Source organism: Pandoraea oxalativorans, from assembly GCF_000972785.3.
Taxonomy (GTDB): Bacteria; Pseudomonadota; Gammaproteobacteria; order Burkholderiales; family Burkholderiaceae; genus Pandoraea; species Pandoraea oxalativorans.
On record NZ_CP011253.3, the window covers coordinates 1,088,757 to 1,102,929 of the forward strand.

The 14,173-nt window shown below is 62.7% G+C and carries 11 protein-coding genes and 1 pseudogene; 4 read left to right on the plus strand and 8 right to left on the minus strand.

Annotated elements, in window-relative coordinates:
- Positions 1-82 precede the first annotated feature (82 nt).
- Positions 83-1,372 (minus strand): serine hydrolase, encoded by a 1,290-nt coding sequence (locus MB84_RS05020; RefSeq protein ID WP_245725482.1) that lies wholly within the window; start codon positions 1,370-1,372, stop codon positions 83-85.
- A gap of 328 nt (positions 1,373-1,700) precedes the next feature.
- Between MB84_RS05020 and MB84_RS05025 the strand changes: the two genes are divergently transcribed.
- From MB84_RS05025 to MB84_RS05035, 3 genes and pseudogenes are all read left to right on the plus strand, one after another.
- On the plus strand, positions 1,701-2,531 hold the full coding sequence (locus MB84_RS05025; protein ID WP_046290969.1) for a MetQ/NlpA family ABC transporter substrate-binding protein: 831 nt from the start codon (positions 1,701-1,703) through the stop codon (positions 2,529-2,531).
- 37 nt (positions 2,532-2,568) lie between these two features.
- A pseudogene (locus MB84_RS05030) lies at positions 2,569-3,399 on the plus strand (methionine ABC transporter ATP-binding protein); the annotation flags it as partial.
- A 52-nt stretch (positions 3,400-3,451) separates the two neighbouring features.
- Positions 3,452-4,096 carry a methionine ABC transporter permease gene (locus MB84_RS05035; RefSeq protein WP_039400521.1) on the plus strand — a complete coding sequence of 215 codons (645 nt, stop codon included), beginning with the start codon at positions 3,452-3,454 and terminating at the stop codon, positions 4,094-4,096.
- A gap of 99 nt (positions 4,097-4,195) precedes the next feature.
- Here the strand turns inward: MB84_RS05035 and ggt are convergent, their stop codons facing one another.
- Together ggt and MB84_RS05045 are read right to left on the minus strand one after the other, a co-directional pair.
- Entirely contained in the window at positions 4,196-5,818 is a 1,623-nt protein-coding gene (ggt, locus tag MB84_RS05040) for a gamma-glutamyltransferase (protein WP_245725559.1), read from the minus strand.
- A gap of 757 nt (positions 5,819-6,575) precedes the next feature.
- Positions 6,576-7,244: a M24 family metallopeptidase gene (locus tag MB84_RS05045; protein ID WP_046290971.1), complete on the minus strand. Its 669-nt coding sequence runs from the start codon at positions 7,242-7,244 to the stop codon at positions 6,576-6,578.
- 227 nt (positions 7,245-7,471) lie between these two features.
- Between MB84_RS05045 and pdxR the strand changes: the two genes are divergently transcribed.
- Positions 7,472-8,917: a MocR-like pyridoxine biosynthesis transcription factor PdxR gene (gene pdxR, locus MB84_RS05050; RefSeq protein ID WP_046290972.1), complete on the plus strand. Its 1,446-nt coding sequence runs from the start codon at positions 7,472-7,474 to the stop codon at positions 8,915-8,917.
- A gap of 56 nt (positions 8,918-8,973) precedes the next feature.
- Here the strand turns inward: pdxR and MB84_RS05055 are convergent, their stop codons facing one another.
- The 5 genes from MB84_RS05055 to cyoA all read right to left on the minus strand — a co-directional run bounded on the left by MB84_RS05055 (position 8,974) and on the right by cyoA (position 14,038).
- Complete coding sequence (locus MB84_RS05055; protein ID WP_425415885.1) at positions 8,974-9,834, minus strand: SURF1 family protein; 861 nt, start codon at positions 9,832-9,834, stop codon at positions 8,974-8,976.
- 12 nt (positions 9,835-9,846) lie between these two features.
- Positions 9,847-10,248, minus strand: a complete 402-nt coding sequence (gene cyoD, locus MB84_RS05060) for a cytochrome o ubiquinol oxidase subunit IV (RefSeq protein ID WP_046290974.1) — start codon at positions 10,246-10,248, stop codon at positions 9,847-9,849.
- Positions 10,245-10,919, minus strand: coding sequence for a cytochrome o ubiquinol oxidase subunit III (cyoC, locus tag MB84_RS05065; RefSeq protein WP_046290975.1), 675 nt, complete (start codon positions 10,917-10,919; stop codon positions 10,245-10,247). Before cyoC ends, cyoD begins: the two co-directional genes overlap by 4 nt.
- Positions 10,912-12,903: a cytochrome o ubiquinol oxidase subunit I gene (gene cyoB, locus MB84_RS05070; protein WP_046290976.1), complete on the minus strand. Its 1,992-nt coding sequence runs from the start codon at positions 12,901-12,903 to the stop codon at positions 10,912-10,914. Before cyoB ends, cyoC begins: the two co-directional genes overlap by 8 nt.
- Positions 12,904-13,003: 100 nt before the next feature.
- A complete protein-coding gene (gene cyoA, locus MB84_RS05075) occupies positions 13,004-14,038 on the minus strand; it encodes a ubiquinol oxidase subunit II (RefSeq protein ID WP_046290977.1) in 1,035 nt (344 codons plus the stop codon).
- Between the last annotated feature and the right edge of the window lie 135 nt (positions 14,039-14,173).

Sequence of the window (14,173 nt, forward strand, 5' to 3'; positions counted from 1 at the left end):
TGCCGTCGTCGTCACCGAAGCGCGCGCTCACCCACTGGTGAGTGCGCGCTTTTGTCTTTGTTCTTTGTCTCGCCACATCAGCTCAACGCAACGAGCACGACAGCCAATGCGCGATACGAACGCCATCGAGGCGTGAACCTTCGGGCGTGTCGCTGCCGAGCATCGTCACGATCACGGGACGCGTCTTGTGCACCATCATCCGCATCACCATGTTGTGTCCCGACTCGTTGATGAAGCCCGTCTTCTGCACGCTGGCGTGCACCTTGCCGTAACGCACCAGCCGGTTCGTATTGACGTACTGCAACTGCCCTTTGCCAGTGGGTACTAACTGCTGATGATCGATCGAGTAGCGGCGAATCAGCGCATAGCCGTTCGATGCGCGCACCAGCCGCGCCAGTTCACGCGCCGTCGACACATTGCGCGGCGAGAGTCCCGTGGCGTTTTCAAAACGCGTATTGGGCATGTTGAGCAAGCGCGCCTTGGCGTTCATTGCCGAGATAAACGCAGGCCGCCCGCCCGGATAGTCACGACTCAGCGCCGCGGCCGCACGGTTCTCGGAGGCCATCAGCGAGATGTGCAACATGTTGGCGCGCGAGAGGGTCGAGCCCACGGCCAGACGCGAATGCGTGAACTTCAGCGTGTCGAGATCCGCATTCGTGACGGTGAGCGGCGCGCGCATGGCCGGGCCGCTGTCGAGCCAGACGACCGCCGTCATCAGTTTCGAGAGCGACGCGATGGGGCGCACCTGATCGGCATTCAGGGCGAAGAGCGGCGTGTGCGTCTTTTCGTCGACGATGTATACCGCCTTGGAGAACAGACGTTTGCGCGATGCTGGCGTGAAGCCGCAACGCGCAAGCAGCCGGGGTTTGGCGTCAGTGCTCACTTGGGCTGAAGCCGCCGTGGTGTCTCCGGGTTTCGCTGCGGCCGCCATTGTCGCACCTGCTGCTGCCCCTGCCGCTACAGCAGCCTTCGGTACTGCCTTGCGCCGAGCCACCGTCGGCGAGCGCTTCGGTGTCGACTTCGTCACCCTGGCGCGACGCGGCGGTGTCGCTCTCTTCGCGGCGCGGCTCGTGCGTCCCTTTGCCGCGTGAGTCGCCGCACGCTTGCGCGACGCGCTCGCTGCCGTCGCCTTGCGATGGGGGGCTGCCTTCGCCTTTTTCGCCACCGGTTTCCTCTTCTTGACGGCGTCATGCCGACGCTTGCCGGTACTCGTCGGATGCGCGTTGGCGGCGAGGGCGTCGCTGACGGGCAGACCCGCGATGAGCAGAATGACGCCGAACAACACGAGGCGCGCCATGGCAATCGCACGTGGCGGCATACGGTAAAGACGGGGCAGGGACGGGCTGAGCAGCGGGTACCACAGGGCAGACATCTTCGCGCGGTTCCGTAGAGAGAAGTGACGAGAAAGCGATGTGCGTCGAACAAAAATGCTCCGCTCGCGCGACGGCAATCGCCACACGAGAGCAAGACGCAATCCACGGGGAAACCAGTTGGACGTCGGTCAGAAGAGGAGTTCCTGAGATTCTCGTCGGCGTATTACAAAAAGTTACAAGTGCAGAACCGTCGGCGTACGAATGCTCCGCGCGCCCCGGCGACTTAGCTTTGCGCAATTGGTTATTGGACGCTGCGGGCCCGCACTTCCTAGACTGAGCGTTCGCCTGAATCGGCATCACCCATACCTAAATCAAGGGGAATACGTCATGCAACGCCGCCAATTGTTTCGTCTGCTCGGCAGTCTGTCGCTCGCACTGGCCATCGGCTCGCTCGGTACGTTGGGTTCGGCAAGCGCTTTTGCGGCCGACAAGCCCCTCAAGGTCGGTGTGCGCGGCGGCGTCGACGAAGAGATTTGGGAAGTGGTCACGAAGGTCGCGAAATCGCGTGGCCTGAACGTCGAGTCCGTGGTGGTGAGCGGCACGGCCAGCCCGAACGAAGCGCTGAACAACGGCGATCTCGACGCCAATTCGTTCCAGCACATTCCGTTCCTGCGCGATCAGGTCAAACAGCGTGGCTACAAGCTCGTGTCGGTCGGCGACACGCTGATCTCGCCCATCGCGTTCTATTCGAAGAAGTACAAGTCGCTCGAATCGCTCCCCGAAGGCGCGAAGATCGGATTGCCGAACGACCCGAGCAATCAGACGCGTGCGCTGGTGATCCTGCGCGATCACGGTCTGATCAAACTGCGCGACGGCTTCGACCCATACACCGGCACGGCCACGCTCTCGGACGTCACCGCGAACCCGCGCAAGCTTCAGTTCATCGAAAGCGCGTCGGTCGTGCTGGCGCGCTCGCTGCCGGACGTCGATGCGTCGGCCATCGTCAACAGCTTCGCGTATCAGGCGGGGCTGATCGCCACGCGCGACGGCATCGCGGTCGAGAAGCGAGAGAACAATCCGTATGTGAACATCATTGCGGTGCGCGAAAAGGACAAGAACGCGCCGTGGGTCGCGCCGCTAGTGAAGGCCTATCAATCGGACGAAGTGCGCAAGTTCATCGAGACGAAGTATCAGGGCTCGGTCGTCCCGGCGTTCTGATCGCCTCCCGTCATCCGCATCAGCGAGGATTCCGTCGATGAACATCCGGCAAACTTCAAGCAGCCCCACGACCACGGTGACCCGGCTGCCCACGGCTGCGACGCGCGAAGTCGCTCATATCACGTTCGACGGACTCGGCAAGATTTACCCCGGGGCATCGAGTGCGGCATTGCAGGACATTGCCTTCGCCGTGCATCGCGGCGAGAGCTTCGGCATCATCGGACGCAGCGGTGCGGGCAAGTCCACGCTGCTGCGTACCATCAACGCGCTGGAGTTGCCGAGCACGGGGCACGTGAAGGTGGACGGCGTCGATGTGGCGTCGCTGGATGAAGCGGCGCTGGTCGGTCTGCGTCGACGCATCGGCATGATCTTCCAGCACTTCAATCTGCTGTCGGCGAAGACCGTCTTCGAAAACGTGGCCTTGCCGCTGCGTGTGGCGGGCGTACCGAACGCGCAAATCGCGCCGCGCGTGAACGAGCTATTAGCGCTCGTGGGACTGTCGGGCAAGGCCGACGCCTATCCCGCCATGCTCTCCGGCGGACAAAAGCAGCGCGTGGGCATCGCGCGTGCATTGGTGCATCGCCCCGAAATTCTGCTGTGCGACGAAGCGACGTCCGCACTCGACCCCGAGACGACCGATTCGATTCTCGCGTTGTTGCGCGACGTCCAGCGCGAATTCGGCTTGACGGTCGTCCTCATCACGCACGATATGGGGGTGATCCATCAGGCCTGCGACCGCGTACTGGTGCTCGATCAGGGACGCATCACCGAACTCGGTCCGGTCGACGAAGTCTTCGCGAACCCGCTGGCCGAGGCCACGCGCGCGCTGCTACGTCCGTTGCAGCACGCCTGGCAGGGACGTCTCGCGCAAAGTACGCAGCGCCATCAGGCTCAGGCGGTCTAATTCCTCCGGAATCGTTATGCTCGACAAATATCTGCGCGCCTTCGGCGAAACGTTGCTAATGGTCACGAGCGCGTGCGCCATTGTCTTTGCAGTGGGCATGCTGATCGCCATTGTGCTGGTGATCACCGCACCGGGCGGGCTGGTCCCGCGTCCGCGCTTCAACCGTGCGTTGTCGGTCGTGGTGAATCTGTTCCGCGCGGTACCGTTCATCATTCTGCTGGTGGCGTTGTTGCCGGTCACGCGTTGGATCGTCGGCACGACGATGGGCACATGGGCCGCCGTGGTGCCGCTCGCCGTCCATCTGATTCCGTTCTTCGCGCGGGTGACGCAAGTCGGCTTGCGCGAGATCGATCCGGGACTGATCGAAGCGGCGCGCGCAATGGGCTGCCGTCGCTGGCACATCGTGCGCCACGTGTTGCTACCCGAAGCGTTGCCCGCCATTCTCGGCGGTGCGACGGTGACGGTGATTGCGATGGTTGGGGCGTCGGCGATGGCCGGGGCGGTCGGGGCAGGCGGTCTCGGCGATCTCGCCGTGCGGTATGGCTATGAGCGCTATGAAACGAGTGTGATGTTCAACGTGATCGTGATTCTCGTGGCGCTCGTGACGCTGGTGCAGTTCGCGGGGGAGCGTCTTGCGCGCCGCGTGGATCATCGCCGCTGAGCAAAGAAGACAGACAGCATTCAACGAAAAAGAGGCCGCATCTGCGGCCTCCTTTCATTCGCTACGCGGATTCGGCACAACGCCGAATCCGTTCAACCCTCAATACCCGAGTGCCAGACCCGTATTGCGGCGCGGATCGTTCGAACCGTAGAAGCGGTTCTTGCCGACCGGTTTGCCGCCGAGCGACGGTGCGCCGACGAGAATCGCCGCAATGTGATTAGCCGGTTGCGGGCCCGCGAACTTCTGGCCCCAGCTTTCCAGAATCTTCTGCGTGTCCGGGCTCACCGCGAACGCTTCGATGTTGGTCGCTTCCGGCATCCATTGCTGGTGGAAACGCGGCGCATCGACGGCTTCCTGCAGCGTCATGCCGTAGTCGATCACATTGAGCATCGTCAGCAGCGTAGCCGTGATGATGCGGCTGCCACCCGGCGTGCCGACGACCATCACCGGCTTGCCGTCCTTCGTGACGATGGTCGGGCTCATCGACGACAGCGGACGACGGCCCGGGCCAATGGCGTTCGCCTCACCCTGAATCAGACCGTACATGTTCGGCACGCCCACCTTCGAGGTGAAGTCGTCCATTTCGTCGTTGAGCAGCACACCCGTGCCGTTGGCCATCACCTTCGCGCCGAACCAGTCGTTGAGCGTGTAGGTCACGGATACGGCGTTGCCGTCCTTGTCGATGATGGAGTAGTGCGTCGTGTTGCTGCCTTCATGCGGCGGCACACCCGGCTTGATCTCCTGCGAGATGCCAGCCTTTTGCGGGTTGATCGCGGCACGAATCTTCGCGGCGTAGTTCTTGTCGAGCAACTGTGCGATCGGATTTTTCACGAAGTCCGGGTCGCCCAGATAGCTGTTGCGGTCGACGTACGCGTGACGCATGGCTTCGATGGTGTAGTGCACGCCCTGAGCCGAGTGATAGCCCAGCTCCTTCATCGGGTAGCCTTCGAGAATGTTCATGATCTCGCAGATCACCACGCCGCCCGAACTCGGGGGCGGGGCCGACACGACGTGATAGCCGCGGTAGTCGCACTCGACCGGGGCCAGTTCGCGCGTTTTGTACTGATCGAGGTCGGCCTGCGTGATGATGCCGCCGCCCGCCTTCATGGACGCCACGATTTTGTCGGCGACCTCACCCTTGTAGAAGCCGTCGGTGCCCTTGGCGCTGATCAGCTTGAGCGTGCGCGCGAGGTCCTTCTGCACGAGGCGTTCGCCCGGCTGGAACGGCTGGCCCTTGTTCAGGAAGATGGCGCCCGAGTTGGCGTGGTCTTTCTCGAAGTCCTTGGTGGACGTCCACAGCATGTCGACGTCGCCCTGATCGAGCACGAAGCCCTTGTCGGCGAGCGTGATGGCCGGTGCGAGCAGTTGCTGACGCGTCTTCGTGCCGTACTTCTCGCGCGCGTATTCCATGCCGGACACGCTGCCCGGCACGCCGACGGCCAGATAGCCGGTCGTCGAGGCGCCCTTGATGACGTTGCCGTCCTTGTCGAGGTACATGTTGGCCGTCGCCGCGAGCGGGGCCTTTTCACGGAAGTCGAGGAAGGTCTTGCGACCGTCGGCGAGCTGGATCGTCATGAAGCCGCCGCCGCCGATGTTGCCCGCTGCCGGGTACACCACGGCGAGCGCGTAACCCACCGCAACTGCGGCGTCGACGGCATTGCCGCCAGCCTTGAGCACGTCGACGCCGACTTTCGACGCGAGGTGCTGGGCCGTCACGACCATGCCGTTCTGTGCGCCGACCGGCGCTACCGATGCCGCGTGAACGTTGAATAGCGCGCAGCTCAGAGCGGTGGCTAAGAGCGCTTTGGTGAAGGTTGGGTTTTTCATCGTCTATCTGTGGTTCTTATGGTGAGCGAGATGGAGGTAGCTTCAACTGCGCTAGCGACGGACACACGACGGGCAGCTCGCCCTCGCCCATGTGCCTCGGCGGGCGACACGGTTGCGGGGCGACGTCTCCGCTGCCTTTACAACGTTACGACGTGCGTGAACAACCCCGTCGACCATCGAACGTTAACGCAAAACGGGTAATTGGGGAAAGATGCGCCAAAAGTCCGGGCGACAGGCCACGACGCGCCTTCAGATGGCTCTGGACAATTCGCGAAATCGCGCGCGCACCTTCACAGGCCTTGCGTAACGCAGACTTCCCTCGATATGGGGTCAGATATCGATGGAGGTTTGTCCGTCGAAACGGAGGGGATCACGAAGCGAAACACCGTGAAAAGTTCGGAATCCACTCGTTGTTGTTGCGCGATCACCACGCTGTCATGAGACCCGTGTACTAGCGAATCGAAGTCGGGACGCAACCGCGACTTGCACAGATAACAGGCAGATATCGTCGTGTTGAGCAGGATTGAACTGCATGTTGAGTTTTGGTGCGGGGGAGCAGAGGGTTTCGTTGCCGCAACGCTCGCCGAGGCGGCAGTTGCGGATCAACAAGCGACGCGAGGGCCATCGGCGGCGCTCGCGTCTTCGCTGACGCTCAGATCAGCAGGTCTTCGTAGAACGCGCCGAACGCACGTGTCGGATGCGCGATCTGGATCTCGAGAATCCACAGGCCGCCGTTGGGCGTTCCTTCAAAATCGCCGAGCTTGCCCCCCTTGTAGATGGCATGCGGGAAGTCACTCACGCGATGACCCTTGATGTCGAGATTGAGCACCCAGCCCATCGCTTCGGTCTGCGCCTTAGCGAATTCGTACAGGGCCTGACCGCTCACTCCTTCGGCGCGCCAATGCTGGTGGACGATGTCGAAGAGGCGCTTGGCGTCGAGCGCACACCGCTGCATCTCGGGATCGCTGCCGGTCGTGCGCGTGAACCCGCAATCGCCTTCGTGCGCGCCGAACACCACGCCGATGTCGATGAAATAGATGTCGTCGTCGCCGAGTACCGGGTCATTATCGCTGCGCTCGCTGAACGTGCGCAACGTGTTTTCGCCGAAGCGGATCAGCACCGGGTGCCAGATGCGGTCCATGCCGAGCGTACCGAGCAGCGTCTTGCTCGCGGCGATGGCTTCCGACTCGCGCATGCCGGGCTTGATCATGGCGGCGATTTTCTCGGTGGCCTCCCACGTGAGCGCCTGCGCACGTTGCATGGCCTCGGCGCTGTACTTGGTTCCGACCGCTTCGCGCCGGGCTAACTCCGTCAACTCCATCGAATCTCTCCACGGATTATTCTGATTTGGGGGAAACGCCAGTCGCGTTGCAACCTGCGGAACAGACGTCATGGCGTTTAGGATAAAGCCTAACTTGTATAATTCGAAGCGCCATTTGTCGCAGGATGGGTTGGGCCACTTTGAATCGGATCGGCGATTCGACCGCCGTGAAAAGCCCGCGCCCGCTGCGACACCGACGCTCTCCAATCCCTTTGAGTAGCCGCCTCATGCGCCGACGCCACCTCAGCCAGCCGCTGGAACTGCCGCTCTCCGCTCGCCACGAAAAGGAGACCCGCCAGGCATGGGTCTACCGTTGCGTGCGCGAGCGCATCGTCGCGGGCGAGTTGCGACGGGGCGACCGTCTGCCGTCCACGCGCACGCTGGCCGAGCGCTGGGGGGTGTCGCGCGGCATCGTCGAGCTGGCGTTCGAGCAACTGACGCTCGAAGGCTATGTGGCGAGTCGCGTTGGCGCGGGTACGGAGGTGGTCGCGGACTTCTCCGGGGCGGTAGCGACAGCGGCTGCACCCGGTCAAGTCGAGCGATCGACGCAGCCGTTACCTGAAAGCGCCGCATCGCTGGCATCGAAAACCGGACGTTCGCCCGATGCCGCGCTGTTCTCGCTATCGGTCTGGCGCAAGCATATGAACCGCGCGCTGCGAGCCGTCACGCCCGAGTTGTTGGCCGACACGGACCCGCGCGGCTATTTGCCGCTACGCGAGAGCATCGCCCGCTACGTGCGCATGACGCGCGGCATCGCCTGCGAAGCAGACGAAATCGTGGTGACGACCGGCATTCGCCACGCCATCGATCTCGTCACGGAAGTCCTCGCGCACGAGACCACGGCGTTCTATCTCGAAGACCCCGGCTACAAGAATCTGTCGACGCTGGTGCGTGCGCCGTCGAAGCGCTGCGTGAGCGTGCCTGTCGACGAGGAGGGCTTCGTCGTGGAAGCTGCCGACCATGCGGGCGGGGGACGTCCCGGCATCGCCTACGTGACGCCCGCGCATCAGGCACCGCTCGGCAATACGATGTCGATCAATCGCCGCATGCAACTGCTGGAGTGGGCGAGCGCACGCGACGTCTGGATCGTCGAAGACGATTACGACAGCGAGTTCAGCTACGGGAGCGCGCCGTTACCTGCGCTCAAGGCCATCGACACACAGGCGCGCGTGATCCATTGCAGCAGCTTCAACAAGTCGCTGTTTCCGTCGCTGCGCATCGGCTATCTGCTCGCGCCGCCAGCATTGCTTGCACGAATCGCGGGGCAGCGCTCGGCGTCGGGACGCTCGAACAGCCTCATCGAGCAGATGGCGCTCGCGAGCTATATCGATGCGGGGGATTTCGCGCGGCATCTGCGTGCCTCGCGCAGCGTGTATCTCAGACGTCGCAATCTGCTGCTGGAGACGTTGCGCGCGCGGATGACGACGCCTTGCCGCATCACCGGCGACCACGCGGGCTTTCACTGCGTGCTGTGGTTGCCGTCGCAGGCGGACGAGGCGGCGCTCGTCGCGGCGTTGCGCGTGCAAGGCGTGTTCGTGGAGGGATTGAGGGAGTTCACCCGGGCGCAGACGGTGCCCCCGGGGCTGGTACTCGGCTACGCCGCGCTCGACGATGCGCGGCTACCGGAGATTGCGGCGTATATCGCCCGTGCTGTCGCCGCAGTCGCAGGCTAAGCGACGCAATCGAGATGCGCCACCGACCCCTGGCGACGCTCATCCGTCACTAGCGGCTATTCGCCACGTTTGCGCAGTTCGAGCCGGATGACAAACCAGCCCGCGACGGCCGACATGATCGCGAGTGCGTACCACGTCAGCAGATAGCTCATGTGGTTGTTCGGGAACTGCACCACGGTCAGGCCGCCCACGGGATAGTCGCGATCTTGCGATTGCGCCTTGCTGGTCATGGCTTCGGCGTCGTTGGTAATGGCGTTCGCGCTCGCGCCGGTTTTTGCGTCCGGTTTGCCATCGGCGTCCACGAAATAGGGGGCGACGTCGGACGTATTGAGGCCGCGCGCCGCCGCAATCGCCACCACGTCACGCGAATACCAGAGGTTCTCCGCCGGGGCGTTCTTGCGCAGGAAGCCGCCGACCGGCTCGGGCATGCGCAGTAATCCCGTGACCGTGACTTCGCCTGCCGGGCCGGGCGGCACCGATGCTTTCCAGCCCGGCGGCACGAAGCCGCGATTGACCAGCACTTCCCCGCCATCCGTCGTGCGCAGCGGTGTGAGCACCCAGTAGCCGCCGCCCAGATCGGTGACGGCCTGAACGAGCGTGTCCTTGTCGTACTGATAGGTGCCGGTGAGCGAGACGTGACGATACTCGTCCTTCTCGGCGTTGACCTCGGGCCACTGCGCGCGCGAGGGCGCGGCCGTCGGCGGCGCATGCACGCGCGAATTCACGCGTTCGATCAGATCGAGTTTCCACGCGCGGCGTTGTAACTGCCACGTGCCGAGCGAGACGAAGAGGGAAATCAGCACCAGCGTGATGACGCCGAGCATCACCACGCGAAGGGGAGATGTGCGGGAGGATGCGCCGGAAGCGCGCGGGGGACGCTGTGCGTCCCCCGAATCGTGAAGTCGATCGCTGCTCAAGGGAAATGCCGTTCAAGGGAGGTTTTTCGTATCCTGCATCATACCCGGCATCATGTTTTGGTTCAGGTGATACATCACCCACAGCGAGCCCGAGAGCGTAATGACGACCAGCACGATCGTGAAGATCAGCGAGAGCATGTTCCAGCCGCCCTCCGACTTCGCGTTCATGTGCAGGAAGTAGATCATGTGCACCACGATCTGAATCGCCGCGAGGAACAGGATCATGATCGCCGTCGTGCTCGATTTCTCGAACACGCCACCCATCACGAACCAGAACGGAATCGCGGTGAGCACCACCGACAGAATGAAACCGGTCGTGTAACCGCGCAGCGTGCTGTGCGGTCCCTCATCGACATGATCCTCGTCATGGTCATGCCCGTGGGCATCGTGCAAAGTCGAGTCGTGGGTGCTCACGGCAGCACTCCCATCAGATAGACGAACGTGAAGACGCCGATCCACACGACGTCCAGAAAGTGCCAGAACATCGACAGGCACATCAGCCGCCGACGGTTCGGCGCGCTCAGCCCGTGCTTGCCGATCTGCACCAGCAGCGTGATGAGCCAGATGATGCCGAACGTGACGTGCAGCCCGTGCGTGCCCACCAGCGTGAAGAACGACGACAGGAACGCGCTGCGCCACGGCCCGGCACCTTCATGGATCAGCGTGGCGAACTCGTACAGTTCGAGCGAGAGGAAGGCTGCGCCGAGCAACCCCGTCACGATCAGCCAGCCGGTCACGGCCCCCTGGCGGCGCCGTTGCATCTCGAGCATCGCGAAGCCGTAGGTGATCGACGAGAGCAGCAGGAACGTGGTGTTGACCGCCACGAGCGGCAGTTCGAACAGCTCCGCCCCGGTCGGCCCGCCCGCGTAGTTGCGACCGAGCACGCCATACGTCGCGAACAGACAGGCGAAGACGAGACAGTCGCTCATCAGATAAATCCAGAAGCCGAGCAACGTGCCACCCGGCGGGTGGTAGTCCGTCGACATCATGAACTTCAGGTTGCCCTCATGCGGCGGGGCGGGGGCATGGGCGCCGCCGCCGAGCGGCACGCCTCCGGTAGGAAACGGTACGGTCGTGTCAGACATTCTGGGCGAGCAGTCGCGTGCGCGCTGCCTCCGTGTGTTCGACCTGATCGGCCGGGATGTAGTAGTCGCGGTGATAGTTGAACGTGTGTCCGATGGCCGTGGCGATCAGTGCGACGAAGGCCACGATCACCACCAGCCACATATGCCAGATCAACCCGAAGCCGCACACCGTCGCGAGCCCCGCGAGGATGATGCCTGCACCGGTGTTCTTCGGCATGTGAATCGGGATGAAGCCCTCCATCGGGCGCTTGAAGCCGTGCTGCTTCATCTGCCACCAGGCGTCGTTGTCGTGAATGAGCGGCGTGAAGGCGAAGTTGTAGACCGGCGGCGGCGACGACGTCGACCATTCCAGCGTGCGTCCACCCCACGGATCGCCCGTCTCGTCGCGCAGTTGGTCGCGATGCATATAGCTCACCACCAGCTGGATGATGAAGCAGGCGATGCCGATGGCGATGAGCAGCGCACCCACGGCGGCGACCTGGAACCAGATCTGCAACGACATATCGTCGAAGTGGCTCACGCGTCGCGTCACGCCCATCAGACCGAGCAGGTAGAGCGGCATGAACGCCACGTAAAAACCGATGAGCCAGAACCAGAACGAGCACTTGCCCCAGAACGGATCGAGCTTGTAGCCGAAGGCTTTCGGGAACCAGTAGCTGATGGCGGCGAACACGCCGAACACGACGCCGCCGATGATCACGTTGTGAAAGTGGGCAATCAGGAACAGGCCGTTATGCAGCGAGAAGTCCGCAGGCGGTACGGCAAGCAGCACGCCGGTCATGCCGCCGATTACGAACGTCACCATGAAGCCGACCGTCCAGAGCATCGGCACTTCAAACTGGATTCGCCCGCGATACATCGTGAACAGCCAGTTGAATATCTTCGCCCCGGTCGGTATCGAGATGATCATCGTCGTGATCCCGAAGAACGAGTTCACACTCGCACCCGAGCCCATCGTGAAGAAGTGGTGCAGCCACACGAGGTAGGACAGCACCGTAATGACGACCGTGGCGTAGACCATCGACGCATAACCGAACAGTCGCTTGCCGGAGAACGTCGCCACCACTTCCGAGAACACACCGAACACCGGCAGCACGAGAATGTAGACCTCGGGGTGGCCCCAGATCCAGATCAGGTTCACGTACATCATGGCGTTGCCGCCGAGATCGTTCGTGAAGAAGTTGGTCCCGGCGTAGCGGTCGAGGGAGAGCAGGGCGAGCACAGCGGTGAGCACCGGGAAGGCGGCCACGATCAGCACGTTGGTGCACAGCGACGTCCACGTGAACACCGGCATGCGCATCATCGTCATGCCCGGTGCGCGCATCTTCACGATGGTCACGAGCAGGTTGATCCCCGAGAGCAAGGTGCCGACCCCTGCGATCTGCAAGGCCCATATGTAGTAATCGACGCCCACGTCGGGGCTTTGCAGCACGCCCGAGAGCGGTGGATACGCAAGCCAGCCGGTGCGCGCGAATTCGCCGACGAACAGCGACATCATCACGAGCACCGCGCCGCTGGTTGTCATCCAGAAGCTGAAGTTGTTGAGAAACGGGAAGGCTACGTCGCGTGCGCCGATCTGTAGCGGCACCACGAAGTTCATGAGACCGGTCACGAGCGGCATCGCCACGAAGAAGATCATGATCACGCCGTGCGCGGTGAAGATCTGATCGTAGTGGTGCGGCGGCAGATAGCCCATGTTGTCGCCGAACGAGACCGCCTGTTGCAGGCGCATCATCGCGGCGTCGGCGAAGCCACGCAGCAACATGATGATGCCGAGGATCACGTACATGATGCCGATCTTCTTGTGATCGATGCTCGTGAACCACTCTCGCCACAGGTAGCCCCACAGCTTGAAGTAGGTGATAGCGCCCAGTACCACGACGCCGCCGATCGCTACCCCTGCAAAGGTCGCGAGGAGGATCGGTTCGTGGTACGGGATCGCCTCTAGCGTGAGGCGACCGAAGATCAGCTTGACGATGTCCATAAGCTCGAACCTGGGATCATTCGCGCGCGAGGCGCATCATTGTCGACGGTTAGGCGCAGTGCGCGTCACGGGTAGGACGTTGCGAATCGGCTTCACGAAGTCACTGCGCACGCGCAGTCCCCGGGGCACGTTGCGCGTCGGCGGCGAACTGCACGGTGTTCTGTGCGGTACACATCGCGTCGGCGAGCAACGCATCGGTCTTGCGCGAACCGGCCCGGCTGGCATGCGCGTGATTCGGTTGATCCATCATGTCCTTCAGGCACGTCTGCCCCTGCTGAACACAACGATTCAGAATCGCGTCGTAGAGGTCGGGCGCCACGTCGGCGTAATACTTCACCGGCACCCACTCGCTCGGTTTCGCGAGCGCCTCGTACTTGTCGCGCGACAGGTTTTCGCCCTTCGTCCTGACCTGTTTCACCCACGCGTCGAATTCGTCCGCCGTCATGCCGTGGAACTTGAAGCGCATGCCGGAGAAGCCCGCGCCGCTGTAGTTCGCGGAGAAGCCGTCATACACGCCGGGCTTGTTGATGACCGCGTGCAGCTTCGTCTCCATGCCCGGCATCGCGTAGATCTGACCGGCGAGCGCTGGGACGAAGAACGAATTCATCATCGTGGTCGACGTGATTTCGAAACGGATCGGACGGTCGATCGGCGCGGCCAGTTCGTTCACGGTCGCAATGCCCTGGTCGGGGTAGAAGAACAGCCACTTCCAGTCCATCGCCACGACCTGCACCGTGAGCGGACGCGCGTCGGGCGGAATCTCGCGTTTCGCATCGATGCGCTCAAGCGGCCGGTAAGGGTCGAGCTTGTGGGTGCTGACCCAGGTGAGCGCGCCCAGGGCAATGATGATCAGCAATGGCGCGGCCCAGATCAGCAGTTCGAGCAGCGTCGAGTGATCCCATTCGGGCGTGTAGACGGCGTTCTTGTTCGATGCCCGGTATCTCCAGGCGAACAGCAATGTCAGCACGATCACCGGAACGATGATCAGCAACATCAGAACAGTGGAAACGATGATGATGTCCCGTTGCCTTACCGCGAGATCCCCCGAAGGCGACATCAATACGGTATTGCAGCCGGACAGCAGCGCGAAGGCGGGGAGTAAAAGTACCCCGCGAAGGAACTTGGGGGAAGTCATGCTGCGATCGATGGAACCGTAGCCTCAGACCGTACCCATCATGGACCGCCCTCCCTGAAGCATCAATTTAGGGTAAACCCTATAGCGGCAATTCGAGATACCTGCGATGCTTTTCTGGCACGAGTGTCATCGTCA

What these genes read in the sequence shown, in the direction of transcription:
- MB84_RS05035 (WP_039400521.1), top strand. Translation starts at nt 3,452, where the DNA reads ATGCTCGACAAATATCTGCGCGCCTTCGGCGAAACGTTGCTAATGGTC.
- cyoC (WP_046290975.1), bottom strand. Translation starts at nt 10,919, where the DNA reads ATGTCTGACACGACCGTACCGTTTCCTACCGGAGGCGTGCCGCTCGGC.
- cyoB (WP_046290976.1), bottom strand. Translation starts at nt 12,903, where the DNA reads ATGGACATCGTCAAGCTGATCTTCGGTCGCCTCACGCTAGAGGCGATC.
- pdxR (WP_046290972.1), top strand. Translation starts at nt 7,472, where the DNA reads ATGCGCCGACGCCACCTCAGCCAGCCGCTGGAACTGCCGCTCTCCGCT.
- MB84_RS05020 (WP_245725482.1), bottom strand. Translation starts at nt 1,372, where the DNA reads ATGTCTGCCCTGTGGTACCCGCTGCTCAGCCCGTCCCTGCCCCGTCTT.
- cyoA (WP_046290977.1), bottom strand. Translation starts at nt 14,038, where the DNA reads ATGACTTCCCCCAAGTTCCTTCGCGGGGTACTTTTACTCCCCGCCTTC.
- MB84_RS05025 (WP_046290969.1), top strand. Translation starts at nt 1,701, where the DNA reads ATGCAACGCCGCCAATTGTTTCGTCTGCTCGGCAGTCTGTCGCTCGCA.
- ggt (WP_245725559.1), bottom strand. Translation starts at nt 5,818, where the DNA reads ATGGTCGTGACGGCCCAGCACCTCGCGTCGAAAGTCGGCGTCGACGTG.
- MB84_RS05045 (WP_046290971.1), bottom strand. Translation starts at nt 7,244, where the DNA reads ATGGAGTTGACGGAGTTAGCCCGGCGCGAAGCGGTCGGAACCAAGTAC.